This is a genomic window from Micropruina sp. (assembly GCF_047602385.1).
GTDB lineage: Bacteria > Actinomycetota > Actinomycetes > Propionibacteriales > Propionibacteriaceae > Micropruina.
Genome location: NZ_JASGHL010000001.1, coordinates 773,297 through 800,295 on the forward strand (window position 1 = coordinate 773,297; position 26,999 = coordinate 800,295).

The following is a 26,999-nucleotide window of genomic DNA, read 5'->3' on the forward strand; positions in this document are numbered from 1 at the left end:
TACTCCTCGGGACTGGCCGGCAAGACTTGTCCCGACCATCGCCCGAGCGTAGCGCGGCGGCTCGGCGTCGCGATCAGCGCGACAGATGAGCGACCAACCGGTCGATGCCCGCGGCGAGGTCCTGAGCCGTCCCGCAGAACGACAGCCGCATGAACCGGTGCCCGTCCACCGGGTCGAAGTCGATGCCCGGCGCCAGCGCCACACCGGTCGCGGCGAGGACGTCCGCGCACCAGGCCTGCGAGTCCCGGGTGAGATGGCCGATGTCGCACCACGCGTAGAAGGCGCCGTCCGGCGGCGCGAAGCTGGCGATCCCCAGCTCGGGCAGCCGCGCCAGCAGGATGTCGCGGTTGGCCGCGTACCGCCGGACGTGGCCGTCGAGTTCGGCCCGGGCGTCCGGACCGAAGGCCGCGACCCCGGCTGCCTGCGAGATGGCCGGTGCGCAGATGGCCAGGTTGCCCTGCAGCAACTCGACCGGACGCCGCAACGGCTCCGGCAGCAGCAGCCAGCCGATCCGCCAGCCGGTCATCGACTGGTACTTGCTCAGCGAGCCGAGCACCACCGACTGCTGGCCAGACTCCCAGGCTGAGTGCGTCGGACGTCCGAACGAGATCCCGTGGTAGATCTCGTCGCTGATCAGCAGGACGTCATTGGCCGCGCACCATCGGCTGAGCGCGGCCAACTCGCCGGCGTCGATGATGGTGCCGGTGGGGTTGGCCGGGCTGGCCAGCACCAGCCCGGACGGCTTCTCGGGCAGCGCCTCCAGCATCGCCACCGTCGGCTGGTAACGGGTTTCGGCGCCGCAGGCGAGTTCCAGCAGCCGGCAGCCGGCGGCCAGCACGTCGTTGCGGTAGGCCGGGTAGCCCGGACGCGTCACCGCCACCAGATCGCCCGGATCGAACGCGGCCAGCAGGGTCAGCAGGAAGCCGCCTGAGGACCCGGTGGTCACCACGATCTGGTCGGGGTCGATGCCGATGCCGTACTGGGCCCGGTAGTGGTCGGCGATCGCCCGACGAAGGACCAGGGTTCCGATGGCCTCGGTGTAGCCGAGGGTGCCGGCTCGCAGTGCCCGCTCGGCTGCCGCCAGCACCGGCTCCGGTGCCGGCGTGGACGGCTGCCCGACACAGAGCAGGACGACGTCGTCGTGGCTCAGCCGCCTGGCCGCGACCGCCTTGAGCACCTCCATCACATGGAAGGGTTCGACCGCACCACGCGACGACGCCCGACGCGGAGTCATGACCGGCGCAGCACACGGCGGAACCAGGCCAGCACGCCGGCCACCACCGCACCGAGACCGACCCCGGTCGCGGCCCCGAGGACCCAGCCGGTGCCCAGGCCGACCCGCATCGCCCGTTCCGCGACCGCCCGCCGCACGGTGGGCAGCGGATCGTCCAACTCGGCCGGCGGATCGGCGACGTCCTGGGCCAGCGGCGAGCTGTAGACCGGTTCCGGCTCGTAACTGGCCATCCAGGCCGCGATCATCAGAATCAGCGTGGCGAATAGGTTCAGGAACAGCATCGCGACGATGATCGGCCCGAACACGGTGGCGGCGGCGTTGCCCGAGAACATGCCGGCGATGGTGGTTGCGGCGACCTGCAGGACGGCGAGTCCGATCGATCCGATCAGTGCTCCGGTGAGCCAGATCCGCCGCGGGATCGGCTGCTGGTAGGACACCCGATAGAGGAACGCGAACAGACCGAAACCCACCGCGACGTTCGCCAGCATCGGCACCAGACGCAGCGCCAGCGTGGTCAGGATGCTGGCCGGCAGATGAAGCCACTCGATGATCGTTCCGGCGAGCACCGTGGCCACCGTCGAGAGCGCGAACATGGCCAGGATGGTCACCAGCAGGGTGACCAGGATGCCGAGGTTGGTCAGCGTCTCCACGACGATGTTCGACTTCTTCTCGGCCACATCGAGGGTGGGCCGCAATTGCGCCCGGATGGCACTCTTCAGGTTGGCCACCCAGTTGGCGCCCGACCAGGCGAAGACGCCGATGGCGACGATGCTCAGGGTGGCCCAGTTGCGCAGCGCGTTCTCCATGATCCCGATCACCTGATCCCCCAGCGGAGCGTTCTTGAACTCCTGGTTGATCAGGCCGCGGACGGCGTCCAACAGGTCGGGGCGGAATACGGTCAGCACCATGCCGAGTACCGAGAATGCGAACATCAGCACCGGCACGATGGACAGCACCGAGAAATAGGTGATCGCTCCCGCGAACTGGTTGCCCAGGCGGGCCGTGAACCGCTCCTGCATGCGCAGCAGGTGCGCGATCCAGGGCTTCTCCTTCAGCTTCTCGAGCCACGGCGGCATGGGTCGTCCTCTCGTCGAGCGGGCGTGTTCAGCCTAGCCGCGCGGCATCGGCAGGGCGCACACCGTTCCGGGCGGGTCAGTCCTGGTAGCTGCTCACCGGTGGGCACGAGCAGACCAGGTTCCGGTCGCCGAAGACGCCGTCGATCCGGGCGCTGGCCGGCCAGTACTTGTCGGTGGCACCGGTGCCGACGCTGCCCAGCGTCAACCCGCCCGGGTGCGCGGCGATGGTGCGCGGGTACGGATGGGTCCAGTCGTCGGCGGTCACCCGGGCCTGGGTGTGCGGGGCATTGTGCAGCGGATTGTCATCAGTCGGCCACTCCCCCGCAGCCACCGCGTCCGCCTCGGCCCGGATCGCGATCATCGCGTCGCAGAACCGGTCCAGTTCGGCCTTCGACTCGGACTCGGTCGGCTCGATCATCAGCGTGCCGGCCACCGGGAAACTCATCGTCGGGGCGTGGAACCCGTAGTCGATCAGCCGTTTGGCGACGTCGTCCACGGTGACGCCGGTGGCCTTGGTGAGCGGACGCAGGTCGACGATGCACTCGTGCGCGACCAGTCCGTGAGCGCCGGTGTACAGGATCGGGTAGTGGCCATCGAGCCGGCTGGCGATGTAGTTGGCCGCCAGCACCGCCGACTGGCCCGACTCGCGCAGGCCGTCCGCACCCAGCATGGCGATGAACGCGTAGCTGATCGGCAGCACGCCGGCCGACCCGAACGGGGCCGCGCTGACCGGACCGTAGGACGCCGCCGGCCCAGCCTGCGCCAGCAGCGGGTGGGACGGCAGGTAGGGCGCCAGATGTTCGCGCACGGCGACCGGGCCGACACCGGGACCGCCGCCGCCGTGCGGGATGGCGAAGGTCTTGTGCAGGTTGAGGTGGCTCACGTCGGAGCCGAACTTCCCCGGCTTGGCCAGGCCGAGCAGGGCGTTCAGGTTGGCGCCGTCGACGTAGACCTGTCCGCCGGCCTCGTGCACCAGGCCGCAGAGCTCGCCGATGGTGTCCTCGTAGACGCCGTGGGTGGACGGGTAGGTCACCATGATCGCGGCCAGCGTGTCGGCATGGGCGTCGACCTTGGCCCGCAGATCGGCCAGGTCGACCGAGCCGTCCTCGGCGGTCTTCACCACCACCACCTTCATGCCTGCCATCACCGCGGACGCCGCATTGGTGCCGTGCGCGGAGGCCGGGATCAGGCACACGGTGCGCTGCGCGTCCCCGTTGGCCAGATGATAGGAGCGGATCGCCATCAACCCGGCGAACTCGCCCTGACTACCGGCGTTGGGCTGCACAGAGACCCGGTCGTAGCCGGTGATCTCGGCCAGCGCGTCGCACAGCCGTTCGATCATCGCCAGGTAGCCCTGGGCGTCGGACGCCGGCGCGAACGGGTGCAGGTTGGCGAAGCCGGGCAGTCCGATGGCCTCCATCGAGGTGGTCGGGTTCAGCTTCATCGTGCACGAGCCGAGCGGGATCATGCCGCGGTCGAGCGCGAAGTCGCGGTCGGACAGTGCCCGCAGGTAGCGCAGCATCTCGGTCTCGCTGTGCCGGCTGTGGAACACCGGGTGCGTCAGGTAGTCGACGGCCCGGTCGTGACCGGCCAGGTCACCGAGCCGGTTCTCCCCTGGCTCGGCGGCCCCGAACGCGTCGGCCACCGCTGCGAGATCGGCCTCGGTGGCGTCCTCGCCGACGCTGATGCCGACCCGGTCGGCATCGACCAGGCGCAGGTGGACGCCGCCTTCCGCGGCAGCGGTGACAATCTGCTCGGCGCGTCCGGGCACCCGGATGGTCAGCGTGTCGAAGAACGAGATGGCGCTCGGTTCACCGGCCTGCGAGAGTGCGGCGGCAAGCCGTCGCGCCTTATCATGGACGCCTTCGGCGATCGCCCGCAGGCCGTCCGGGCCGTGGTAGACCGCATACATCGACGCCACGACCGCCAGCAGCACCTGCGCGGTACAGATGTTGGACGTGGCCCGGTCGCGCCGAATGTGCTGTTCGCGGGTCTGCAAGGCAAGCCGCAGCGCGGGGGTGCCGTCGGCGTCCTTGGAGAGCCCGACCAGGCGTCCGGGCAGCTGGCGCTCCAGGCCTTCCCGGACCGCCAGGTACGCCGCGTGCGGGCCGCCGTAGAACAGCGGGACGCCGAACCGCTGGGTGCTGCCCACCGCGATGTCGGCGCCCCACTCCCCCGGCGCCGCGAGCAGGGTGAGCGCCAGCAGGTCGGCGGCGGCGATCACCTGCGCGTTGTTGTCGTGCGCGGTCGCGGCGATGGCCCGCAGTTCGTCGATTGGCCGGACGCCGCCGTCCGCGCCCGGCACCTGCACCACGACCGCGAACGCCTCATGGGTCTGCAGCGCCTCAACCAGATCGCCGTCGACCACCACGACCTCGATGCCGGTGGCCAGGGCGCGGGTGCGGACCACCGCCAGCGTCTGCGGCAGCACCTGGGCGTCCACCAGGAACACCGAACCCTTGCGGGTCACCCGGCGGGCCAGCGCCATCGCCTCAGCCACCGCCGTCGCCTCGTCCAGCAGGCTGGCCCCCGCGGTCGGCAGGCCGGTCAGGTCGCTGACCATGGTCTGGAAGTTGAGCAACGCCTCAAGCCGGCCCTGGCTGATCTCCGGCTGGTACGGGGTGTAGGCGGTGTACCAGGACGGGTTCTCCAGCACATTCCGGCGGATCACCCCCGGGGTGATGGTGCCGTGATAGCCCAGCCCGATCATCGCCCGGCGCGGCCGATTGGCGGCGGCGAAGGCGGCCAGTTCGGCGGCTGCCGCCGCCTCGTCCAGGGCCGGCGGCAGATCCAGCGGGGCGTCCAGGGCGATGCCGGACGGCACCGCAGCGGCGCTCAGGGCGTCCAGCGACTCGTAACCCACAGCCTCCAGCAACCTGGCCCGGTCCTCCCCGACAGCCCCGATATGACGACTGGTGAAGGCAACCATCCACGCTCCCTGCGGTCCGCTCGGCGTCCGACGACGCCGGATCCAAACTATCCCAAGCCCTCAGCGCGCTGCCTCCCGACCACCGGGGACGGTTCTCCCGGTCACCGGGGACGGTTCTTACGGTCACCAGGGACGGTTCTTACGGTCACCAGGGACGGTTCCTTCGGTCACCGGAAACCCTCTGGACAACGGGCTTTATCGGGGAACGAGGTGACCAGAAGAACCGTCCCCGGTGACCAAGAGAACCGTCCCCGCGGTCACGCGATCGGGGCGTCGAGTCCCGAGGAGTTCGGCGAGCGCTCAGCCGGCGGCGCGAGCCCGGCGACGCCGCGACAGTTCGTCGGACGCCGCAGCGGCCTCCTGCTCGTGCTCGGCGCGCTCGCTGGGCAACGTCGACAGGCTGCCCTCGATGTCACGCCAGACCCCGCCGAGCGCGATCCCGAACATGCCCTGGCCGCCGCGCAGCAGGTCGATCACCTCGTCGTCGGAGGTGCATTCGTAGACCGAGACCCCGTCGCTCATCAGCGTCACTTCGGTGAGGTCCTGGACGCCGCGCGCCCGCAAGTGATCGATGGCGGTGCGGATCTGCTGCAGCGAGATGCCGGCGTCGATCAGCCGCTTGATCACCTTCAGCAGCAGGATGTCTCGGAAGCCGTACAGCCGCTGGGTACCGGAGCCGCTGGCGTCGCGCACCTGGGGAACGACCAGGCCGGTCCGGGCCCAGTAGTCGAGCTGCCGGTAGGTGATCTCGGCGGCCCGGCAGGCGATCGGGCCACGGAAACCGACGTCCTCCGGCAGCGGGGCGAAGTCACCGTCGAACAGCAGATCCTGCGCGTCCACGGGCTGTTCCGCCGCCTCGTCCAGACCGTTCACGTCGTCCGCCTTCACTGCTGTGGGTGCCGCCCGGCGACACCGCCGGGTATGTCTTCCTCCACGACGCTAAATCCGCGCCACGCAGACGGTCAACGACACGCCGCCACTGATCGCCCCAGGCTACCAACCCTCCACCTGAACCTCAGGGTTGCGGCGGACTACTCGAAGTCGTCCGGGTTCACCGAGTCGAGGAACTGCCGGAACTGCTCAACCTGCTCTTCACTAGGTGGTTCGCTCTCACTCGACTCGGGAATCACGCCGACGGCGTCCAATACTCCCTCGGCGATCTTGATCGGGACGCCGGCCCGCAACGCCACCGCGATGGCGTCGGAGGGACGCGCGTTCACCGGCCGGCCGTCGACGATCAGCTCGGCGTAGAAGACGCCCTCCTGATGCCCGACGATGTGCGCCACCGACAACTCGCCACCGAGGCTGTCGATCAGCGAGATCATCAACTCATGGCTGGACGGGTGATCGGGGTCGGGCGCCTCCAGCGCCGCCAGGATCCCGGACGCCGCGGCGGCGGTCAGCCAGATCGCCAGTTGTCGGCGGCCCTCGACCTCGCGAAGGATCAGCAGCGGCGAACCCGGATCGTCCGCCAGCCTGACCTCGACCACCGTCAACTCACGCATCGCTCCACCTGCTGTGTCCAACTACTGGGGCATCGTCGATCGCATGATCGCCGCGTGCGCGTGCATGACCAGCTGCATGACTTCCTTGGCCAGCTGTTGCGGCGACTGGCTGCGGCGCAGGTGCGGCGTGATGGCCTGCTCGATCAGGCCGACCTCTCGTTCGGCGGCCTGCTTCACCACACGCAGGTGGCGGGCGTCCATGCCGTAGGCGGCCAGCTTGCGGGCGGCCACCGCGATGGTGAGGGCGTCCCGCCCGTAGTAGACGGTGCCGCGGCGCGGGTTGACCAGAGCGTGGCGTTCCAGTTCGGCCAGATTCGCCTCTGACAGTCCGCTGAGCTCGAGCAGCTCGCGCCGGGTGATCCGGATCGGCCGCTTCGCGCTACGTTGCTGGCCGTTGCCGCCGGCACTGACCGACGGAATCTCGGTCGCCGCCGCGGCCCCGGTGAGCGGCTCGAGCCGCGGCGGTTCCTCGCCTCGGTCCATTGCTTCGAGGTGCTCCCGGATCACCTTGAGCGGCAAGTAGTGCGACTTCTGGACTGCGAGGATGTAGCGCAGCCGGACGATGTCGGACTCGGCGTAGCGCCGGTAGCCGGACGGCGCCCGCTCGGGCGAGATCAGTCCCTCGCTCTCCAGGAACCGGATCTTCGAGATCGAGATGTCGGGGAAGTCGCCCTTGAGTACCGCAAGAACCTGACCGATGCTGCGCAGTCCGTAAGCCATCGGCGTCACCCCGGGTGGGTGAAGAACAGCATCCGGAATTTGCCGATCTGGACCTCGTCCCCGCGGCGCAGCGCGGTCGGGGCGTCGATCAGCGATTTGTTGACGTACGTGCCGTTCAGGCTGTTCTCGTCCTCGACCCAGACGTGGCCGTCGCGGCGCACCAGCCGCGCGTGGTTGCGGGACACGGTGATGTCGTCGAGGAAGATGTCGCAACGCGGGTGCCGGCCCGCGGTGGTGGTGTCGGAGTTGATCAGGAAGCGCGCTCCGGCAGCCGGCCCCTGACGCACGATCAGTAGCGCCGAGTCCGCCGGCAGCATCGAGATCGCCCGCAGATCCTCAGGGCTGAGGTCCTCGGCGATCGGGTCGTCGACGACGGCGGCGTCCACCGCGGCCACTCGCGTGGTGTCACCGCTGACGACCCCCTTGGCCAGCGGTGAGCCGCAGTTGGCGCAGAAATTGCTGGTGTCAGCGTTTTCGTGTCCGCAGGCGGGGCACTTGATCATCGTCCAGGCCTTTCTGTGCGAACGCCGCGATGGCTAGGTGAAAGATGCACAACGTCAGGCTAAGCCAGAGGTTGACAGTTCGCTACTCCTCGGCCAGTTCGGCGTACGCGTCGGCGTCCAGCGCGTCCTCCAGTTCGGAGGCATCGCTGACCTCGATCTCGAACATCCAACCGTCCCCGTAAGGATCGGAGTTGATCGTCTCGGGAGCGCTGTTCAGCAGTTCGTTCACCGAGGTGATCACCCCGGAGGCGGGCGAGAACACGTCCGAGACGCTCTTGGTGGACTCCACCTCGACGCAGGCGTCGTCCTTGGCCACTTCCTCGCCCACCTGGGGCAGGGACACGTACACCACGTCGCCCAGAGCGTCTGCGGCGAACGAGGTAATGCCGACCCGAACGGTGGAGCCGTTGCCGGTCCGTACCCACTCGTGCTTGTCGGTGTACTTCAGATCCTCGGGATACACAGCGGACTCCTTGCCGGGGCGGACGTGGGGGATGAAGCCATCCAGCGCACACACTACCCAGTTCCCGACCCGGCGCGCGGGTCCGGCCGAGGCCGGGTCAGGCCGGCTTGGCGAAGCGGCTCGGAACCGGTGCGACCACGGCGGTGATCCGCACCTGGTCGCTGACGATGCTCACCGTCCCGCCGATCCGGGAACCCTCGACCTCGCTGACCAGTCCGCCGCTGAATCGCGCCGCCTCAGTGAGCGCATGCGACTCGCCGATCACCTCAAGGGTGATCGGCCGGCCGATCGGTTCGCCGTTGACCAACAGCGCACCGTCGGCTCCGGCGCCGAACCAGGTGGCGGCGATCACCCGCACCGTGCCGTTGATCGCGATCACCTCGGCGCCCGCGTCGCGCATCTCTTCGACGGTGTTCAGCAGCAGCTCCGCGGTCACCTTGCGTTGCGGGTCGTTGATGGTGATCCGGACGCCGGGTCCTTCCGCCGGCGCCGTCCCGCCGAGGATCGCCAGCACGTCGAGCCGGCGCTGCGCCTCTTCGCGGGCGACCCGCTCGGAGTCCACACCGCTCTGCAGCCGGCGCTGGGTGGCCTCCAGGTCCGCGATCTCGGCTTCCAGCGTCCGGCTCTGCCCGGTCAGGTCGTCCAGCAACTGGACGAGATCAGCCCGTCGCAGGGTCGAGTAGTCGGTCTCGGAGTTCTGGCTGCGCACCTGCATCGCCACGCCGAGCCCGCAGACCAGCAGGATGGCCGCGAAGATCACCTGGGCCCGGCCCGGTTTGACGAAGTCGCGCAGCAGTTCGCGCCAGCCGATCGGGGCCGGCGGGGGCGTCTCGGAGTCGCGCGGTTCAGGCATGGAACAGTGCCCGTCGGATCGCGGCGGCGTTGGTGAAGATCCGGATGCCGAGCACCACCACCACGGCGGTGGACAGCTGCGCCCCGACGCCGATCTGGTCCCCGATCCAGACGATCAGTGCGGCGATCAGCACGTTCGACGTGAACGAGACCACGAAGACCTTGTCGTCGAACACGCGCTCCAGGTACGCCCGGAACCCCCCGAACAGCGCGTCCAGTGCCGCGACGATCGCGATCGGCAGGTAGGGCTGCAGGCCGGCCGGCAGAGTCGGTTCCAGAAAAATGCCCAAGGCGATCCCGATGATCAGGCCGACGATGGCAAACATGGCATCACCCCCTCACGGCACCCGTTCGGCGTTGCGGACGCCCAGACCGGGGTCGGCGTCGAGCCGCAGACTACCCGCCGAGGCGAGGTCGTACCGAATGCCGTAGTTCTGCTTGAGGTAGGCCCACCACGCCCCGCCGGGGGTGCCCGGAAAGTCCCGCAGCAGGGCGGCCGGGTCCCCGATCGCCTCGACCCGATAGGGCCGGGTCAGCGAGCGATAGTCGACGGTGATGGCATCCCCCGCGCTGCGGATCGCTGTCCGGGACGACAACCGATGACCGTTCACCGCGATCGCCTCGGCGCCGGAACGCCACAGCCCGTTCACCGCCTGCCGGATGTCGATGTCGACGACTTTGCCGCCTCGACGCCCGGTGTCGTCGGCATCGTCGGCGGTCAGCACGACTCCGGGCCCGGTCACCGCCTGCATGCCGGTGGCCGGCGCCAGCAGGTCGAGTTGCCGCTGCGCTTCGGCCGCGGCCGGATCCCTGGCCACCGCGTCCCGCGAAAGCCGGCGATTCTGCTCGCGCAACTCCGCCGTCCGGGCGGCCAGCGCGTCGGTGCTGGCAGCCGCCTCCTGGACGCGCTGCACCAGTTGGTCGCGTTCCACCTGCTCGGCCGGAGCCGCCCGGAGGCCGTCCGCGACCGAGGTGCCGATCATCAGCCCGATCACCAGCGCAGCCGGTCCGATCAGCCACCAGCGTCGACGCCGGCGCCCTTTCACCGCGTGATAGCCGAGATCGAGGGCGTCGCGGTACAGGTTGGTGAGCAGATCCATGCTGGCGTCCACCCGCCGCCCGCGGGTGCTGACCGGGCGCTGGTCGGTGCTCATCCGGCGCCGGTCACCGCAGCTGTGGTCGAGGGCCGATCACCCTTGCCGACCGGTGGGAATCGACGCAGCACGTCCAGGGTCTGGCCCAGGTACATCAGCCCGGCGCACCAGTACAGCCCGGCGCCCCAGAGCGCGAACGCCCAGCCGATGATCCGGAAGGCCAGCGCCCACGGCTCGGTGTCGGCGCCCAGCAGCACCATCGGGAACGCGTACAGCAGGCAGAAGGTCGCGGTCTTGCCCAGGAAGTGGACCGGCAGGGTGATGAACCCGCGGCGGCGCAACAGCGGGAACACCACCGCCGCCATCAACGCGTCGCGGGACAACAGGACGATCACCATCCACCACGGGATGATCTCGCGGATCGCCAACCCGATCAGCGTCGCCAGGATGTACAGCCGATCCGCCAGCGGGTCGAGCACCTGGCCGAGCTTGGAGCGCTGATTCCACTTCCGGGCGATGTAGCCGTCCACCCAGTCGGTGGCGCCGAGGAACGCCAGCGCCACCACCGCCAGCAGGTCGTACTGCCGGGCCAGCAGCAGCCACAGGAACAGCGGCACGCCGAGCAGCCGAACGAAGCTCAGCACATTCGGCAGGGTGAGGATCCGTTCGGTGTCGTAGGGCTCGCCGGATGACACGGACCCAGACTAGCGATGGCCGCCGGCCGGCCTGTCGAGCCGCCGGTGGTCGAGCCTGTCGAGACCTCGCCTTGGTTTTGGACAGGCTCAACCGGCGGTGGTCGCCCAGGCGTCCGCGAGAAGCGTGCGTGTGTCTGCGAGCAGCTGGGGTACTGCTTTGGTCTGGGCGATGATCGGCAGGAAGTTGGCGTCGCCGGACCACCGCGGCACCACATGCTGGTGCAGGTGCGCAGCGATCCCGGCGCCGGCCACCTCGCCCTGGTTGATGCCCAGGTTGAAACCGGCCGGACGGCTGACCGACCGGATCACGGTCATCGCGCGGCGGGTCAACGCGGCGATCTCGGCGACCTCCTGCGGCGTGGCGTCGGTGTAGTCCGAGACATGCCGGTAGGGGCAGATCAGCAGGTGGCCGGGCGAATACGGGTACAGGTTGAGGACGGCGTACGCGACGGCACCGCGATGCACGATCAGGCCCTCGTCGTCCTCGCGTCCGGGTGCCCGGCAGAACGGGCACTGCTTCGCGGTCGAATCGGCGGGCTTGTTCTCGCCCCCGATGTAGACCATCCGGTGCGGCGTCCACAGCCGCTCGAAGGCGTCCGGCACCCCGGGGCGCTCGCCGGGGGTCTCCACGACGAGGTCCGCCGAAAGTGGACCGAAAGAACCGTCCCCGCGGTCCACTTCGCCCGGGTTGTGGACCGAGGGGACGGTTCTTTCGGTCCGTTGTCCCTCGGAATGGGACGCCATGACGCTCAGCTTTCGGCGGTCGGATCGGCGTTGGCGCGGGATGCCACATAGTCGACGACGGTCCGCACCGCCTCGTCGATCGGGACGCCGTTGCGCTGCGAACCGTCCCGGAAGCGGAACGACACCGCGCCGGCGTCGCGGTCGGCCTCGCCGGCGATCAGCACGAACGGCGCCTTCGATTTGGACGCGTTGCGGATCTTCTTGCCGAACCGGTCGTCGGACGCGTCCAGTTCGACCCGAATGCCACGCTGAGACAGCTGATCGAGCACACCGGCCAGGTAGTCGTTGAACTCCTCGGCGACCGGCAGGCCGATCACCTGGACCGGCGCCAGCCAGGCCGGGAACGCGCCTGCGTAGTGCTCCAGCAGCACGCCGAAGAACCGCTCGATCGAGCCGAACAGGGCCCGGTGGATCATCACCGGACGCTGCCGGCTGCCATCCGGAGCGGTGTACTCGAGTTCGAAGCGCTCCGGCTCGAAAAAGTCCAGCTGAATGGTCGAGATCTGCCAGGTGCGGCCGATCGCGTCGCGGGCCTGGACGGAGATCTTCGGCCCGTAGAACGCCGCGCCGCCAGGATCCGGGACCAGCTCCAGCCCGGACGCCTCGGCGACCTCGCGCAGGGTGTTGGTCGCCATCTCCCAGGTCTCGTCGTCGCCGATCGACTTCTCCGGATTCCGGGTGGACAGCTCCAGATAGAAGTCCTCCAGCCCGTAGTCGGCGAGCAGATCCAGGACGAAGCGGAGCAGGCTGGTCAGCTCATCGGCCAACTGCTCCTTGGTGGCGTAGATGTGCGCGTCGTCCTGGGTGAAGCCGCGGGCCCTGGTCAGGCCGTGCACCACGCCGGACTTCTCGTAGCGATACACCGTGCCGAACTCGAACAGCCGCAGCGGCAACTCCCGGTACGACCGGCCGCGGGAGCGGAAGATCAGGCAGTGCATCGGGCAGTTCATCGGCTTCATGTAGTAGTCCTGGCCCTGCCGGCGGACGTTACCGTCGGCGTCCAGCTCCTCGTCGAGGTGCATCGGGGGGTACATCCCGTCGGCGTACCAGTCGAGGTGCCCGGAGGTCTCGAACAGGTGCGCCTTGGTGAGGTGCGGACTGTAGGCGAACTGATAGCCGGCCTCGACGTGCCGGCGCCGGGAGTAGTCCTCCATCTCCATCCGGACGATGGCGCCGTTCGGGTGGAACACCGGCAGGCCGGAGCCGATCTCGTCCGGGAAGCTGAACAGGTCGAGTTCAGCGCCCAGCTTGCGGTGGTCGCGCTTGGCCGCCTCCTCAAGCCGGAATTTGTACGCCTTCAGGTCGTCGCGGGTCGGCCAGGAGGTGCCGTAGACCCGCTGCAGCTGGGCGTTGCGCTGGTCACCGCGCCAGTAGGCGGCGGACGTCCGCATCAGCGCGTAGGCGTTCAAGTAGCCCGTGTGCGGCACGTGCGGACCGCGGCACAGGTCCTTCCAGGCCACCGATCCGTCGCGCCGGACGTTGTCGTAGATGGTCAGCTCGCCGCCGCCAACCTCGACCGAGGCACCCTCGGTCGAGCCGGCGTTGCCCTTGATGCCGATCAGTTCCAGCTTGTACGGCTCGCCGGCCAGTTCGGAACGCGCCTCGTCCTCGGCGACAACCCGGCGGACGAACTTCTGCCGCTCGCGGACGATCTGGCCCATCTGCTTCTCGATGGCGGCGACGTCCTCAGGCGTGAACGGACGCGTGGTGTCGAAGTCGTAGTAGTAGCCGTCGGTGATGAACGGTCCGATTCCGAGCGTGGTGCCGGGATAGAGCGACTGGACGGCCTGCGCCGTGACGTGGCCGGTGGAGTGACGCAGGATGTTCAGCCCGTCCGGCGAATCGATCGCGACCGGCTCGATCTCATCGCCGTCGGCCAGGGGCCGGGAGAGGTCGCGCAGTTCTCCATTGACCCGCATCGCCACCACAGTTCGGTCGGTGCCGAACAGATCCAGGCCGGTGGTCGTGGTCTCCACCGTCCGCACCTCGCGAGAGTCGTTGCGGAATACGGAGACGGAGACAGACACGGTGACGGTCCTTTCGGCAGAGAGGGTGCGGGATATGCCCGCGAACGCTCGGCCTATTCTGCCGCATTCGCCTCGGACCGCTCGCCCCGAAGATGACCCGATCACCCGCACGCCCGGCGCGCGGTGTGTGATGGTTGAGCCGGGTCGCACTGATGCCGGGTTCCGATCCCCCGTGCGGAACCCGGCATCAATCACAGTCAGGAAGGTGAAGCTCCTTGCTGGAGCGCTTTCTCCCGTCGCTGGATCAGCCACCCCCAGCCGGTCTCCCCCCGGGCCGGACGGCAGTTGATCTCCCCCGCTAGTGACCTTAGGAACACCGGGGTGAGGTGGCTACTTCGATCGGTCCCCCCTGCGGGTGACTTGAGCTGTGTTTGTCTGTGCAGTTGCCGAGTCGCCACCCGCAGGATGCCGCCGGCATGGCGGCATCCGAGACGCGGCAGCGACTGCTGGCCGCCACCATCGACCTGCTCGCCGGCCCGGGAATCACCGGCGTCTCGGCGCGGGCCGTGGCCGCGGCGGGGGTCGACCAGGCCTTGGCCCTCTACCACTTCGCGTCCGTGCCGGCGCTGGTGCCCGAGGCCACCCGGCTGAGCACACAACGCGGCGTCGACTACAACCGGCCCGCGCTCGAGTCGGCGTCCTGATCGACATGCTGGACGGGTTGCGTCCATTCGAACGCAAGCTACTGGCGAGGCGCGTCCGGAACGAGTCCGGCGCTGCTCGGCTCGCACCGGATTCTTCCGCACCTCTCAGCGTCCTATTTGCATACCTCCCGCCGGCTCCAGTCCGCCGGTGACGGCGTCCGGACGATGGTGCGACTGCCTGTCCGGGTGCCCGGCGTGCGTTTAGTGTTGGTCGGTTTTCTTGTCCGCGCAGAACGGGAATAATGACGGTGTCGAAAGACTGCTCCGACGCTGGGAACCTGCTCATCCAGATCCCTTCCGGGTCACTCTCTCTGACACGACATCTGAATACCCACCCCCCAATACACGAAGGCTCCACTCATGGCCAGCGCTGAGAAAGTCGCGTCCATTGCACCGGTCCCTACGAACCCCATTCGCATTGCCATCGCCGCACTCATCGTGTTCATCGCCATCAGCAGCGCCGGTGTTCCCGGCGCCGCCAACCCCGTCGACGCACTCGACGACCCGATCTACCTGCGCGGCAACCCCGCTAGGGGCACGACCCTCGCCACGGTATGGAGCGATGAGGCAGACGGCGCCGTCAAGTATGGCTTCACCCAGGATCTCGGCAGCCCATTCCGAGTCTCGAAGACGCGTGCCGCCGGACTCACCGCCGTGCATCGGCTGTATGACGCCAGCACCGGCGACTTCACCGAAGCGCTCGCCGGAAGCGCACGTCTGGCGGCAGCAAAGAATTCCGGGTATGTCGATCAGGGCGTCCGATTCTACGCATTCGCGTCGGGATCCGACGACACCCGGCCGGTGTTCAGCTATACAAAGAACGGGCTCCACCGGCTGGCCATCATCGGGGACGACCGGGAGATGACAGCGGCTGGCTGGCAACTCGAAGGGGAGGCATTTCGGGTCGCGGCCGGCAAAGCCGCCAATCACAGGGACGCGCCGGGCGCGCTGGCCCCCGGCGACTCCTTCTACTCCGCACCGACCGGCGCAACCTACGTTTCGGCCGCCGGCAACGACGCCGATGCCGGCACGGCAGCAGCCCCGGTGCGGACGATCGGGCGGGGCCTGGCGCTCGCTCCAGCGGGCGGGACCGTCGTCGTGCGCGGGGGGACCTATCGCGAGACTCTGACCATCAGCAAGCGGGTGACGCTGCAGGCGTACCCACGCGAAGCCGTGTGGCTGGACGGCTCCACCGATATCGATGGGTGGTCGGCCGACGGCGACAACTGGCGCAAGGACGACTGGACGACGCGGTTCGACCACTCCCCCACCTACACCCAGGGGGTTCCCGACAACACCGAGCCGGGCTGGCGATTCGTGAATGACTCGGCCTACCCGATGGCGGCACATCCCGACCAGGTTTTCATCAACGGCATGCCGCTGGCGCAGGTCAAGTCGAGATCGCTGCTTGCCAAAGACACCTTCTACCTCGATGAAGCCACCTCCCGGCTTTACCTGGGGACGAACCCCAACGGTCAGATGATCGCCGCCAGCACCCGGCACAAGGCATTGAGCATCCGGGCCGAAGACGTGACCATCCGCGGCATCGGCATCCGCCGCTACTCGCCATCGGTGTTTCACATGGGCGCAGTCACCGTCGAAGGCCCCGGAGCCACCCTGGAGAACGTCACCATCACCGACTCGGCGACCACTGGCCTGTCCGTGCTGCGCGAGAACGCGACGCTTCGGCAGGTCACAGTCAGCGGGGCAGGCATGCTCGGGATCCACGCGCGATTCGCGGACCACATTGCCTTCGAGCGGGTGTTGGCCACCAAGAACAACGACGAACACTTCAACGCCGCCCCCAACGCCGGAGGGGTCAAGGTCGGCCACACCCGAGGCGTCCAGGTCGTCGGGTCGGAGTTCGCCGACAACTACGCCTATGGCTTCTGGGAGGACATGTCGGTGTACGACTCGGTGTTCAGATTGAACAGATTCAGCGGCAACGCCACCACCGGCTTGTTCCTCGAGATCTCTGCAAAGGCAATCGTCGGCGACAACACGTTCGTGGACAATGCGGAGTTCGGTGTCGAAGTCAACAACACCAGCGACGTCAAAATATGGAACAACACCTTCGTTGGCGGGGGCCGCGCCATCAATCTGGTGCAGGACACGCGTCGCAACGTCAACCGCGACGACCAAGCCGTCGACCCCCGGCAGCCTTGGCCCAATCGCGATATGCCGTGGACGCTCGGCCCGGTCGAGGTTGCCAACAACGTTATTGCGAATCCGTCCGGCGTCGGCAACTGCCTGTTGTGCGTGGAAGACTACAGTCGCAAACACACTGCCAAGCAGATGCAGGTCACGGCGAACGGCAATGTGTATGGCCGGGCGACTCGCCATCAGACCCGATGGCTGACGGTGTGGTCGCGCGGCACCATTGTCGACCCGGAGGTATTTACCACACTATCGGCATTCACGTCCGCGACTGGGCAGGAGGATCGCGGGCGCGAGTACGTCGGCGCGAGTATCACCGATGACGACCTGAACCTGACGTCCGCCGTGAAGTCCGAGTCTGATGCCATTGCGTTGCCGCTTCCAGCCGACGTCGCCGCCGCGATCCGTCGTCCAGTGGGCGCCAAGGTAGTCGGCAGATTCTGAGCGCTCGTCAATAGCAGGCTGAGGGCTGGTGAGGTCTGCCACCAACTGGCCGATGGAGTACGCGAGTCTGGCAGTCGACCTGCCCAGGAGTGCGCCACGCTCGGCATCGGATCGTCGGGCCATCCCCAATACACACTAAACCCGGCCTCAGGGCCGGGTTTAGTGATGGTGGGCGGTACCAGACTTGAACTGATGACCTCTTCCGTGTCAGGGAAGCGCGCTACCAACTGCGCCAACCGCCCGAGGTGGAGACGGGATTTGAACCCGTGTACACGGATTTGCAGTCCGTTGCCTCGCCTCTCGGCCACTCCACCGCGAGAACCGGCCTCGCTGTGGTAGGTACGAGACCAACTCCGAGCGGACGACGGGATTCGAACCCGCGACCCTCACCTTGGCAAGGTGATGCTCTACCAACTGAGCCACGTCCGCATGCGATCCGGACCCTTGCGGGCTCCCCGGTGCGGATGCAACCTTAACAACCTTGACTCAGAGTCAGCAAACCGAGCGCGCCGCTGGACACCCTGCACCCCGCGATGTGCGAACCGCGGTCCGGATCGGCTATCGTTGCCAGTCGCGGGCGATTGGCGCAGTGGTAGCGCGCTTCGTTCACACCGAAGAGGTCACTGGTTCGAACCCAGTATCGCCCACCGCAGCCGATCCCGATCCGGGAACCGCACTGCCCTCTCTGAGTGCTACTCCACAACCTCTGGCCCCGTGCAACCGAGGCCGCACGTGCATGGCACTCGACCGGGTCGGCCAGACGCCCTACAGTTCGCCCAAATGGCGTCGCCACGGGAGGAGACGCCGCGATCTTGTTCGGGGGAACAAGTGCCATCAATCAGCATGCCCGCACGGGCTTCCAGGACGCCGTTCCGACTATTGGTCGGGACGCTCACCGCCACACTGCTCCTCACCGGCCTGGCCGGCGCGGCCGGCAACCAGGCACGAGCGGATACCGCGCCGGCGGATCCGAATGATCCGAAGACGCCGGTAACGGTCTCCAACGACCTGTTGCCCACGCCCCAGATCGACGGCGTCGCCTGGGCTTCGGCAATGGTGAACGACACCGTGTACATCGCCGGCAGCTTTGGCAACGCGCGACCCTATGGGGCCGCTCCTGGGCAGAACACAGTGCCGCGAACGAATCTCATGTCGTTCGATGTCAGCAGCGGTCAACTGTTGCCGTTCAGCCCGTCCGTCAATGGCCAGATCCTGGCCGTGGCGGTCTCACCGGACAGGTCCCGGCTCTACATCGGGGGCGAGTTCACCTCGGTGGCCGGCCAGGCGCGCAGCCGGGTCGCCGCCTTCAACACGGCCAACGGCGCTTTGATCGGCACGTTCGCGCCGCCGGTGGGCGGCTCCGTGCGGTCGCTGTCCGCCACGAACAGCACCGTCTACGTGGGGGGCAACTTCTCCAGCGTGGGCAACGCCCGCCGCCCATTCCTGGCCGCGTTCACTACGACCGGCCAGCTATTGGACTGGGCCCCACAAGCCACCGGAGGTGGCGGCGTCGCGGCCGTCCTAGTCAACCCGCAAGGCACCAAGGTGGCCGTCGGCGGATCCTTCACCGCCCTCAACGGTTCGAACAATCCCGGCTACGGCCTGGGGATGGTCGACGCCGTGACCGGCTCCAACCTGCCGATGGCAGTCAACTCGATCGTCCGGAACGGCACCACCGATGGGGCGATCGACGCCTTCACCACTGACGGCACGTACGTCTATGGCTCCGGCTGGACCTTTGGACGCGGCGGCGGAACGATGGAAGGCGTCTTCGCGGCTTCCTGGGACGGCGGGGACGTGCGATTCATCAACGACTGCCACGGCGACACCTACGACGTGGAAGTGATCGGCAAAGTGCTCTACACCGCGGGCCACACCCACTACTGCGAAAATCTCGACGGCGTCCGGCAGGGGGCCGGAGGAGTCGGCGACTATCCGTACTACCGAGCGATCGCGATGACCACGGAGCCGACCCGCACACTGACCTGGGAGCCGGATCAAGGCCGGTACTACAACTTCGCCGGGCAGCCCGCGCCGGAGATGCTTGGCTGGTATCCCAGTTTCAACGCGGGTAGCTACACCGGTCAGTTCCAAGGCCCGTGGACGGTCACCGGGACCAGCGATTATGTCGTCCTGGCCGGCGAATTCACCCGGATCAACAACCGGAACCAGCAGGGCATCTCGCGGTTCGCCATCCGCGACAAGGCGCCGAATCTGTCTGGTCCCAAGCTGTCCAACACGACCTATCCACTCAACGTCACGTCGACCGAAGCCGGTTCAGTCCGAATCAACTGGATGGCCAACAATGACGATGACAACGAGAACCTCACCTACCGGGTGTACCGCGACAGCCAGATCGTCGCCAACCTCCGCCACTCCGTCACTCAGCGATTCCGCCGCTGGGAGACCGTGACGATGGGATTCACCGACACCGGCCTGGCTCCGGGCTCCAGCCACCAGTACCGAGTCTCCGTGACCGACCCGTTCGGAAACACCGCCAACTCACCCTGGACGCCGGTGACGGTTGCCGGTTCGGGATCGGACAGCGCCTACGTCAAGGCCGTCTACGCCAGTCAGCCGACCAACTACTGGCGCCTCGGCGAGCCGTCGGGTGTCGCCTTGTCCGCCGACCGGGTCGGTTTCATGCCGTCGACGGCGCAGTCCGGCGTCACCCGCGGGTTGCCCGGCGCGATCAGCGGCGACAACGACACCTCGTCAGCTTTCAGCGGGACCAACACCGGCTGGCAGACGACGCTGGTGCAGCACAGCCCTCCCGATGTCTTCAGTATCGAGGCCTGGTTCAACACCACGAGTGTGACCGGCGGCAGGATCGTGGGCTGGAGCAACCGGACCGACCGCAACTCGCAGAAGCACGACCGGCAGTTGTACATGGACAATCTGGGTCGGATCCACTTCGGCACCCGGCCGACCAATCAGCGGCTGGTCGCCAGCAGCACCAGCGCCTACAACGACGGTGCCTGGCACCATGTTGTCGGCACGCTGTCCAACGAAGGCCTGAAGCTGTACGTGGACGGGGCTCAGGTGGGCGTCAATCCGGACGTGGTCACCGCCGAGCATCTCTCCCTCGGCTATTGGCGAATCGGTGGCGACACCGTGAACGGCTGGCCGTCGGCGCCGCTCAGTGGCTTCTTCACCGGCCGGATCGACGAGGTGGCGGTCTACAAGCACGCGCTCACGGCGCCGGAGATCGCCGCACACTACGCGGCCGGATCAGGCGCACCGACGCCGAACGTGAGTCCGGTGGCGGCCTTCTCGACCCACGCCGACCAGTTGAAGGTGACCGTGGATGCCACCGATTCCCGAGATCCCGACGGCACGGTCACCGACTACCGGTGGACGTTCGGCGACGGCGCGACCGGCACCGGGGTGACCGCGTCGCACGACTACGCGCAGGCCGGCACCTACCCGGTGACGCTGACCGTGACCGACGACGACGGCGCCACCCACAGTCTCACCCGGCAGGTGAGCGTGACGGTGCCGCCGACAGCGGCATTCACCGAGACGGTGGACGGGCTGTCGGTGGACTTCGACGGGACCGGCTCCAACGACTCGGACGGGACCATCGCCGACTATCACTGGGCCTTCGGTGACGGCACCACGGGTTCCGGCGCCACCACGTCCCATGACTACCCGAGCAGCGGGAACTACGCGGTCACTTTGACCGTGACCGATGACGACGGAGCCAGCCGGGCCGTCACCAGGCAGATCAGCGTGGCGGCTGCCGGCACACCGTTCGCGGCGGACGCCTTCAGCCGCACGGTGACCAACGGTTGGGGCAATGCCGACATCGGCGGTGCCTGGGTGCGTAGCGGCAGCGCGTCGAACTTCGCGGTCGGCAACGGCCAGGGCACCCTCAGGATCGGCAGCGCCGGCAGCGGACCGGCGGTGGCGCTGACGGGGGTGACCTCCTCGGACACCGAACTGCGTATGACGATCGGGGTCGACAAGGCGGCAACCGGAGGCGGCATCTACGTCACTGCCCGTCCGCGCGTCACTGCTGGTGGTTCCTACCGAGCGGATGTCCGGTATCTCGCCAACGGCACCGTGTCGTTGATCCTGGCTCGCACCGCGGGCGGGAGCGACACCACCTTGCTGACCCAGGCCGTGGCAGGGCTCACGGTGGCACCGGGTGACCGACTCAACCTCAAGGTGCAGGGATTCGGCAGCTCACCGACCACCCTTCGGGCCAAGGTCTGGGCTGTGGGAACCGCTGAACCGGCCGGATGGACCGGTTCGGTCACCGACTCGACTGCCGCGCTGCAAGCTCCGGGCTGGATCGGGCTGTCCACATACCTGTCCGGTTCGGCCACCAACGCGCCGGTCAGTACCTCGTTCGACGATCTCTGGGCCGGCGCTCGACCCTGAGACAGTCCGACGAGGGCCCCGTCCACGACCGTCGTGGCGGGGCCCTCGCGCGGGTTCGGTCTCGACTTGGTACGAGTGGTCGCGCTCGGTAGACCTTCGGCCGATCGGCACGGGCGGCCGCCGGTGTGTAACGCGGGAACTTCCGCGGATTGAGACGACCGTCTCATATATCGGTCATTCGATTTGCATCTGCTACAAGCCGCGAGAGATGTTGGTGCTACGAAAAAGCGCCGGCAATGGAGCCGCAGGACATGTGACGCGAGAGAGGCACAACATGACCGCTCCAGCCTTGGTGATGGTGGGAATGGGCAGCACCGATGCCCAGGTCGCCCAAGTCGCGCATTCCTTGAGGCAGGGTCTCCAGGGGATGCGACCGGGCTTGTCGGTGCACTGTTCCTTCCTCGATCACTGCTCCCCGTCGACCGCTCAGGTGGTCTCCCAGCTGATCAAGCAGGGCATCACCGAAGTGGTTCTGGTGCCGCTGCAACTGACCCACGCAATCGACCCGGACGAACGGGTGATCGGCCAGTCGGTGAAGCTGCGCAACCTGTACCCGGACCTGCGGGTGAGCGTCTCGCGTCCGGTCGGCCCCGAGGTCAGCCTGCTGACCGTGCTCGATCAGCGGCTGCGTGCCTCGCTGGCCACGCACCGGGTGCTCGAACTGGACGGCCTGGTGCTTTCGTCCGCTCGCAGTGGCGACGTGCGGGGCAACGCCCTGCTCGCCCGGCGCGCCCGGCAGTGGTCCACCCATCACCGGCTGCCCTGCCTCACCGCGGTGGCGGACGGCTCGGGTCCGTCGGTTTCCCAGGCGATCCAGGGCTTGCGCGCCCAGGGCCGCCGGCACATCGCTGTCGGCTCCTTCTTCCTGACCGCCACCGAGTTGTTCCACACCCAGTCCGACCTGGCGCTGCGCTGCGGAGCCGTCTCGGTCAGCGAACCGCTCGGCTCCGCGCATGAGGTGATGGACCTGATCCTGGCCCGGTACGCGTTCGCCGCCATGGACCTGCTCGACTTCGGCTTCGACGACATCGAGGACGAGGTACCCGCACGGCATCTCACCATCGCCTGATCGACGCGCTCCCTAGGACGCGCTGATCAATGCTGTTCCGAGCGAGGACGTGCCCGGCGAGATGAGCGACGGCGCCCAGATCGTGTGGGCGCATCGGGCCATCCGGCGCAAGAGAAGGGCGTCGTCGATCGCTCGTCGGGTGCGCCGCAGCCGGGACATGATTGATCAGCGCTTCCCTGGTTGAGCTTGTCGAGGCCCGGTCGTCCGAAGCCTCGACAAGCTCGGCCAGCGTCCGCTGGTCACTTGTCAGTGGAAGATGCTGACCCCGCCGGGACCGACCAGCAGCCCGACCACGATCAGCACGATGCCCCAGAGCAACTGCTTGCGCACGATGGCCATGATCCCCGAGATGACGAGTACCGCGGCGATGATCCACAACACCGTTGTCATGAGTACCTCCTGAGTCCACGCCGGGCGACCGGATGGGCTGCCGCGACGAATCGCCGGGAGCGGTCGCTCCCTTCCCCATGCCTACGCCGGAAAAGACGCTGTGACTACCTTGTAAAGGGTGAGTCGCCAACCGCGGAGGCGGATCGTCGTCCGATCACGGCTCACGACTTCGCGACCCGAGCCTTCTCGGCCGCCACATCGAAGGTGGCCTCCGGCCAGGACAGGTCGAGCCCGATCAGGTGTTCCCGCAGCAGTTGCGCGACCGCCCAGTTCCGGTACCACTTGCGGTCCGCCGGAATGACGAACCACGGCGCGTGGTCGGTGTTGCAGCGCTCCAGCGCGTCGGTGTACGCCTCCTGGTAGGCGGGCCATTTCGCGCGGGCGTCGACGTCCCTCGGGTTGTACTTCCAGTACTTGGCGGGACTCGCCAGCCGCGCGGTGAGCCGCTCTTTCTGCTCGGCGAACGACACATGCAGGAAGCACTTGATGATCGTGGTGCCGGCCTCGGCCGCCTTCTTCTCGAAGTCGTTGATCTCGTCGTAGCGGCCGTTCCACTCGCTCACCGGCACCAGCTGCTCCACCCGGACGACGAGCACGTCCTCGTACTGCGAGCGGTCGAAGATGCCGATCATGCCCGGCTTCGGCAGCGCCCGCCTGATCCGCCACAGGTAGTGGTGCTTGCGCTCCTCCGGGGTAGGAACCTTGAACGAGGTCAGCTGAATGCCCTGCGGGTCGACCAGGCCCATGGCGTGCCGGATCACCCCGCCCTTGCCGGAGGTGTCCATGCCCTGCAGCAGCACCAGCACGCTCGGCGCACCCTCGACCTCTGACCGGCCGTTCGCGTACAGCCGCTCCTGGAGTTCGGAGAGCTCCGGGGTCAGCGCCTCGGTGAGCGCCGGGGCGTCCGCCTTGCCGGCACCGGGGTACCCGGGGGTGGCGGCAGTGTCGATCGCGCTCAGGTCGACCGGCCCGCTCGGCAGTCGCAGCAGCGCGCTGAGCGGCTCGGTCGGCTTGGTCGCCGACGCTTTGGTCTTCGTCGACTTCTTCTTGGCTGCCATCACCGTAGTCTGGCGCACCGGCGTCGGTCGCACTAGGCGAATCGCCATACTCCCCGGCTCCGGACGCCGCTCAGCCGGCGTCCGAACGGGTCGCGAGAATGTCGGCCAGGTCGTACTTCACCGGCTCTTCGAGTTGCTCGTAGGTGCAGGAGCGGGGCTCCCGGTCCGGACGCCAGCGGTTGAACTGGGCGGTGTGCCGGAACCGGACGCCCTCCATGTGCTCGTAGCGCACCTCGACCACGAGCTCGGGCCGCAGCGGCACGAAGGAGAGGTCCTTGCCGTTGTTCCAGCGGCTGTACTCGGAGTTCCGGGGTGTGCGGGCGCCCTGCTCCTGCCGCGCCCAGGCCCAGGGGTGCTCGTCGAAGGTGGTCACCAGCGGCTGCAACTCGGCGAACAGCTCCTTGCGGCGGGCGAGCGGAAAGGCGCCGATCACCCCGACCGATGCCAACTCGCCGGCGGCGTTGTACAGCCCCAGCAGCAGCGAGCCGATGACGTCGTCCCCGGTCTTGTGGACGCGGTAGCCGGCGACCACGCAGTCGGCCGTCCGCTGGTGCTTGATCTTGAACATGGTGCGCTTGTCCGGCTGGTAACTGCCGTTGAGTGGCTTGGCGACCACCCCGTCCAGCCCGGCGCCCTCGAACTGGGCGAACCACTGCTCGGCGAGCGCCGGGTCGCGGGTGATCGGGGTGAGGTGGATCGGCGCCTCCGCATCGGCAAGGGCCTGCTCCAGCGCTGCGCGGCGCTCTTCGAAGGGTTGCTCGGTGTAGTCCACGTCACCCAGGGCGAGCAGGTCAAAGGCGACGAAGCTGGCCGGCGTCTGCCCGGACAGTAGTTTCACCCTGCTGGCGGCCGGGTGGATGCGCTGCTGCAGCACCTCGAACTCCAGCCGGTCCCCCATCACCACGATCAGTTCGCCATCAAGCACACAGCGCTCCGGCAGGTTGGCTTTGACGGCCTCCACGATCTCGGGAAAGTAGCGGGTCATCGGGCGCTCGTTGCGCGAGCCGATCTCCACCTCGTCGCCGTCCCGGAATATGATCGAACGGAAGCCGTCCCACTTCGGCTCATAGCTCAGCGCACCGGTCGGAATGGTCGGCACGGACTTGGCGAGCATCGGCTTCACCGGTGGCATCACGGGTAGCTGCATGAAAGACATTGTGCAGTCCGGGCCGGTGTGACGCTCGTCACCGTGCTGTTAGGCTGATCCAACGCCGACTTGATCCGATCATCGAATCAGCTCCCGTCTCCGGCCGGCGCCCTCGCCGCCGCACCACCCACAAGCGTCCAGGAAGGACGAGGCAGACCAATGTCGCTCTCTTCGCACGATGTCTTCAACGCGCCCGAATGGTGGCGCCAGGCCGTCGTCTACCAGATCTATCCGCGCAGTTTCGCCGATGCCAACGGCGACGGCATCGGCGACCTGTCGGGGATCACCTCGCGGGTGCCCTACCTCGCCGAACTCGGTGTGGACGCCGTCTGGCTGAGCCCGTTCTATCCTTCGGCGCTGGCCGACGGCGGCTACGACGTGGACGACTACCGCGACGTCGACCCGAAGATCGGCACCCTCGACGATTTCGACGAGATGGTGGCCGCACTGCACGCGGCAGGGATCAAGGTGGTCGTCGACATCGTGCCCAACCACTCCTCCGACCTGCACGAATGGTTCAAGGCCGCGGTCGCCGCGGGCAAGGGCTCGGCCGAGCGCGAGCGCTACATCTTCCGCGACGGCAAGGGTGAGAACGGCGAGCTTCCGCCGACCGACCTGGTGTCGATCTTCGGCGGCGGCGCCTGGGAACGGGTCGTCGAACCGGACGGCACCCCCGGGCAGTGGTATCTGCACCTGTTCGCCAAGGAGCAGCCCGACTTCAACTGGGACCACCCCGACGTGCATGCCGACTTCCTGACCACGCTGCGGTTCTGGAGTGACCGGGGCGTGGACGGCTTCCGGGTCGACGTGGCGCACGGGCTGAAGAAGAACCTGGACGCCGGGTTCGACGACATCGTCCTGGTGATGGACGGCGTGGACCAGTTCGAGGACGGCCAGCACCCGCTGTGGGACCGCGACGAGGTGCAGGATGTCTACGCCGAGTGGCGTGCGGTGTTCAACGAGTACGACCCGCCGCGCACTGCGGTCGCGGAGGCCTGGGTGCTGCCGCACCGGCAGGCCCGCTACTCCTCCCCTGAGGGCCTCGGCCAGACCTTCAACTTCGACCTGCTTCGGGCCGAGTTCTCGGCGGCCGACTTTCACGAGGTCATCGATCGCAATCTGACGGCGACCGCCGAACTGGGCGGCTCGACCACCTGGGTCTTCTCCAACCACGACGTGGTGCGGCACGCCACCCGCTACGGACTGCCGGCCGGCGTCGTCGGCGCGGGCGCTCCCGGGGCCGAATCGGCCGCCGGCGGCAACGACGGCAAGCAGTGGCTGCTGGACGGCGGCGAGCCGGACGCGGTGGACTCGGCCCAGGGCCCGCGCCGGGCACGGGCCGCCACCCTGTTCATGCTGGCGCTGCCGGGTTCGGCGTACTTGTACCAGGGCGAGGAACTGGGCCTGCAGGAGGTCGGCCAGATCCCGGACGAGGACCGGCAGGACCCGGCGTTCTTCCGCAACCGAGGGGTGGAGATCGGACGCGACGGCTGCCGCGTCCCGCTGCCCTGGACGTCCACCGGCTCGTCGTTCGGCTTCGGCGCGGGTACCGCGCACCTGCCGCAGCCGGATTGGTTCGCCGGCTACGCCGTGGATGCCGAGTCGGACGATCCGGCCTCGACGCTCAACCTGTACCGTCGGGCGCTCAGCCTGCGGCACGAGCTGGAATGCGCCGAGAGCCTGGACTGGACGCAGGTGTCTCCGAGCGTGCTGGCGTTCCGGCGTCCGAACGGCTGGACGGCGGTGACCAACTTCGGCACCGAACCGGTGGCGCTGCCGGAGGGCGAGGTGCTGCTGACCAGCGGCTCGCTCGCCGGTGATCAGCTTCCGGGTGAGACCACGGTCTGGCTCCGCAACTGACT

At 68.0% G+C, this 26,999-nt stretch carries 22 protein-coding genes and 4 tRNA genes; 6 read left to right on the forward strand and 20 right to left on the reverse strand.

The features are described from left to right. Positions 1-73 precede the first annotated feature (73 nt). The 14 genes from QM711_RS03580 to thrS form a co-directional block, all read right to left on the reverse strand. Positions 74-1,234 carry a pyridoxal phosphate-dependent aminotransferase gene (locus tag QM711_RS03580; RefSeq protein ID WP_415096334.1) on the reverse strand — a complete coding sequence of 387 codons (1,161 nt, stop codon included), beginning with the start codon at positions 1,232-1,234 and terminating at the stop codon, positions 74-76. Next, positions 1,231-2,310 (reverse strand): YhjD/YihY/BrkB family envelope integrity protein, encoded by a 1,080-nt coding sequence (locus QM711_RS03585; RefSeq protein ID WP_415096335.1) that lies wholly within the window; start codon positions 2,308-2,310, stop codon positions 1,231-1,233. Before QM711_RS03585 ends, QM711_RS03580 begins: the two co-directional genes overlap by 4 nt. 76 nt (positions 2,311-2,386) lie before the next feature. Beyond that, positions 2,387-5,239: an aminomethyl-transferring glycine dehydrogenase gene (gene gcvP, locus QM711_RS03590; RefSeq protein WP_415096336.1), complete on the reverse strand. Its 2,853-nt coding sequence runs from the start codon at positions 5,237-5,239 to the stop codon at positions 2,387-2,389. 300 nt (positions 5,240-5,539) lie between these two features. Then, positions 5,540-6,127, reverse strand: a complete 588-nt coding sequence (locus tag QM711_RS03595; RefSeq protein ID WP_415096337.1) for a MerR family transcriptional regulator — start codon at positions 6,125-6,127, stop codon at positions 5,540-5,542. A 143-nt stretch (positions 6,128-6,270) separates the two neighbouring features. Next, positions 6,271-6,744: a bifunctional nuclease family protein gene (locus tag QM711_RS03600; protein WP_415096338.1), complete on the reverse strand. Its 474-nt coding sequence runs from the start codon at positions 6,742-6,744 to the stop codon at positions 6,271-6,273. Positions 6,745-6,765: 21 nt separating this feature from the next. After that, the gene (locus tag QM711_RS03605; RefSeq protein WP_415096339.1) at positions 6,766-7,464 is read right to left on the reverse strand and encodes a MerR family transcriptional regulator; all 699 of its coding nucleotides are present in this window, start codon (positions 7,462-7,464) and stop codon (positions 6,766-6,768) included. A 5-nt stretch (positions 7,465-7,469) separates the two neighbouring features. After that, on the reverse strand, positions 7,470-7,967 hold the full coding sequence (locus QM711_RS03610) for an FHA domain-containing protein (RefSeq protein ID WP_415096340.1): 498 nt from the start codon (positions 7,965-7,967) through the stop codon (positions 7,470-7,472). Between the two features lie 82 nt (positions 7,968-8,049). Beyond that, on the reverse strand, positions 8,050-8,430 hold the full coding sequence (gcvH, locus tag QM711_RS03615; RefSeq protein WP_415096341.1) for a glycine cleavage system protein GcvH: 381 nt from the start codon (positions 8,428-8,430) through the stop codon (positions 8,050-8,052). Between the two features lie 97 nt (positions 8,431-8,527). After that, positions 8,528-9,283 (reverse strand): DUF881 domain-containing protein, encoded by a 756-nt coding sequence (locus tag QM711_RS03620; protein ID WP_415096342.1) that lies wholly within the window; start codon positions 9,281-9,283, stop codon positions 8,528-8,530. Then, positions 9,276-9,608, reverse strand: a complete 333-nt coding sequence (locus QM711_RS03625) for a small basic family protein (RefSeq protein WP_415096343.1) — start codon at positions 9,606-9,608, stop codon at positions 9,276-9,278. Before QM711_RS03625 ends, QM711_RS03620 begins: the two co-directional genes overlap by 8 nt. Positions 9,609-9,620: 12 nt before the next feature. Further along, positions 9,621-10,436 (reverse strand): DUF881 domain-containing protein, encoded by an 816-nt coding sequence (locus tag QM711_RS03630; protein WP_415096344.1) that lies wholly within the window; start codon positions 10,434-10,436, stop codon positions 9,621-9,623. Next, on the reverse strand, positions 10,433-11,071 hold the full coding sequence (locus QM711_RS03635) for a CDP-alcohol phosphatidyltransferase family protein (protein ID WP_415096345.1): 639 nt from the start codon (positions 11,069-11,071) through the stop codon (positions 10,433-10,435). Before QM711_RS03635 ends, QM711_RS03630 begins: the two co-directional genes overlap by 4 nt. An 87-nt stretch (positions 11,072-11,158) precedes the next feature. Next, positions 11,159-11,701, reverse strand: a complete 543-nt coding sequence (locus QM711_RS03640; protein ID WP_415096346.1) for an HIT family protein — start codon at positions 11,699-11,701, stop codon at positions 11,159-11,161. Between the two features lie 119 nt (positions 11,702-11,820). Next, positions 11,821-13,842, reverse strand: a complete 2,022-nt coding sequence (gene thrS / locus QM711_RS03645; RefSeq protein ID WP_415096347.1) for a threonine--tRNA ligase — start codon at positions 13,840-13,842, stop codon at positions 11,821-11,823. A gap of 416 nt (positions 13,843-14,258) precedes the next feature. Here thrS and QM711_RS03650 point away from each other — a divergent pair, with 416 nt between their 5' ends. Continuing rightward, complete coding sequence (locus QM711_RS03650) at positions 14,259-14,486, forward strand: hypothetical protein (RefSeq protein ID WP_415096348.1); 228 nt, start codon at positions 14,259-14,261, stop codon at positions 14,484-14,486. 360 nt (positions 14,487-14,846) lie between these two features. Beyond that, positions 14,847-17,087 (forward strand): right-handed parallel beta-helix repeat-containing protein, encoded by a 2,241-nt coding sequence (locus tag QM711_RS03655; RefSeq protein ID WP_415096349.1) that lies wholly within the window; start codon positions 14,847-14,849, stop codon positions 17,085-17,087. Between the two features lie 166 nt (positions 17,088-17,253). Here the strand turns inward: QM711_RS03655 and QM711_RS03660 are convergent. The 3 genes from QM711_RS03660 to QM711_RS03670 form a co-directional block, all read right to left on the reverse strand. Next, positions 17,254-17,329: transfer RNA gene (locus QM711_RS03660), tRNA-Val, on the reverse strand. A gap of 1 nt (position 17,330) precedes the next feature. Continuing rightward, a tRNA-Cys gene (locus QM711_RS03665) sits at positions 17,331-17,401 on the reverse strand. A 42-nt stretch (positions 17,402-17,443) separates the two neighbouring features. Continuing rightward, positions 17,444-17,516 (reverse strand) — tRNA-Gly (locus QM711_RS03670). A 146-nt stretch (positions 17,517-17,662) separates the two neighbouring features. Here QM711_RS03670 and QM711_RS03675 point away from each other — a divergent pair. From QM711_RS03675 to QM711_RS03685, 3 genes are all read left to right on the forward strand, one after another. After that, positions 17,663-17,734: transfer RNA gene (locus tag QM711_RS03675), tRNA-Val, on the forward strand. A 196-nt stretch (positions 17,735-17,930) separates the two neighbouring features. Beyond that, positions 17,931-21,473, forward strand: coding sequence for a PKD domain-containing protein (locus QM711_RS03680; protein ID WP_415096350.1), 3,543 nt, complete (start codon positions 17,931-17,933; stop codon positions 21,471-21,473). Positions 21,474-21,747: 274 nt separating this feature from the next. Then, entirely contained in the window at positions 21,748-22,542 is a 795-nt protein-coding gene (locus QM711_RS03685; RefSeq protein WP_415096351.1) for a sirohydrochlorin chelatase, read from the forward strand. Between the two features lie 246 nt (positions 22,543-22,788). Here QM711_RS03685 and QM711_RS03690 read toward each other — a convergent pair whose 3' ends face one another. The 3 genes from QM711_RS03690 to QM711_RS03700 all read right to left on the reverse strand — a co-directional run bounded on the left by QM711_RS03690 (position 22,789) and on the right by QM711_RS03700 (position 25,137). After that, a complete protein-coding gene (locus QM711_RS03690; protein WP_415096352.1) occupies positions 22,789-22,932 on the reverse strand; it encodes a GPGG-motif small membrane protein in 144 nt (47 codons plus the stop codon). A gap of 161 nt (positions 22,933-23,093) precedes the next feature. Then, the gene (locus QM711_RS03695; RefSeq protein ID WP_415096353.1) at positions 23,094-23,990 is read right to left on the reverse strand and encodes a polyphosphate kinase 2 family protein; all 897 of its coding nucleotides are present in this window, start codon (positions 23,988-23,990) and stop codon (positions 23,094-23,096) included. A 70-nt stretch (positions 23,991-24,060) separates the two neighbouring features. Then, entirely contained in the window at positions 24,061-25,137 is a 1,077-nt protein-coding gene (locus QM711_RS03700; RefSeq protein ID WP_415096354.1) for an ATP-dependent DNA ligase, read from the reverse strand. Positions 25,138-25,296: 159 nt separating this feature from the next. On the opposite strand from QM711_RS03700, the gene QM711_RS03705 reads away from it, so the two are divergent. Then, positions 25,297-26,997, forward strand: a complete 1,701-nt coding sequence (locus tag QM711_RS03705) for a glycoside hydrolase family 13 protein (protein ID WP_415096355.1) — start codon at positions 25,297-25,299, stop codon at positions 26,995-26,997. The last annotated feature ends 2 nt before the right edge of the window (positions 26,998-26,999 follow it).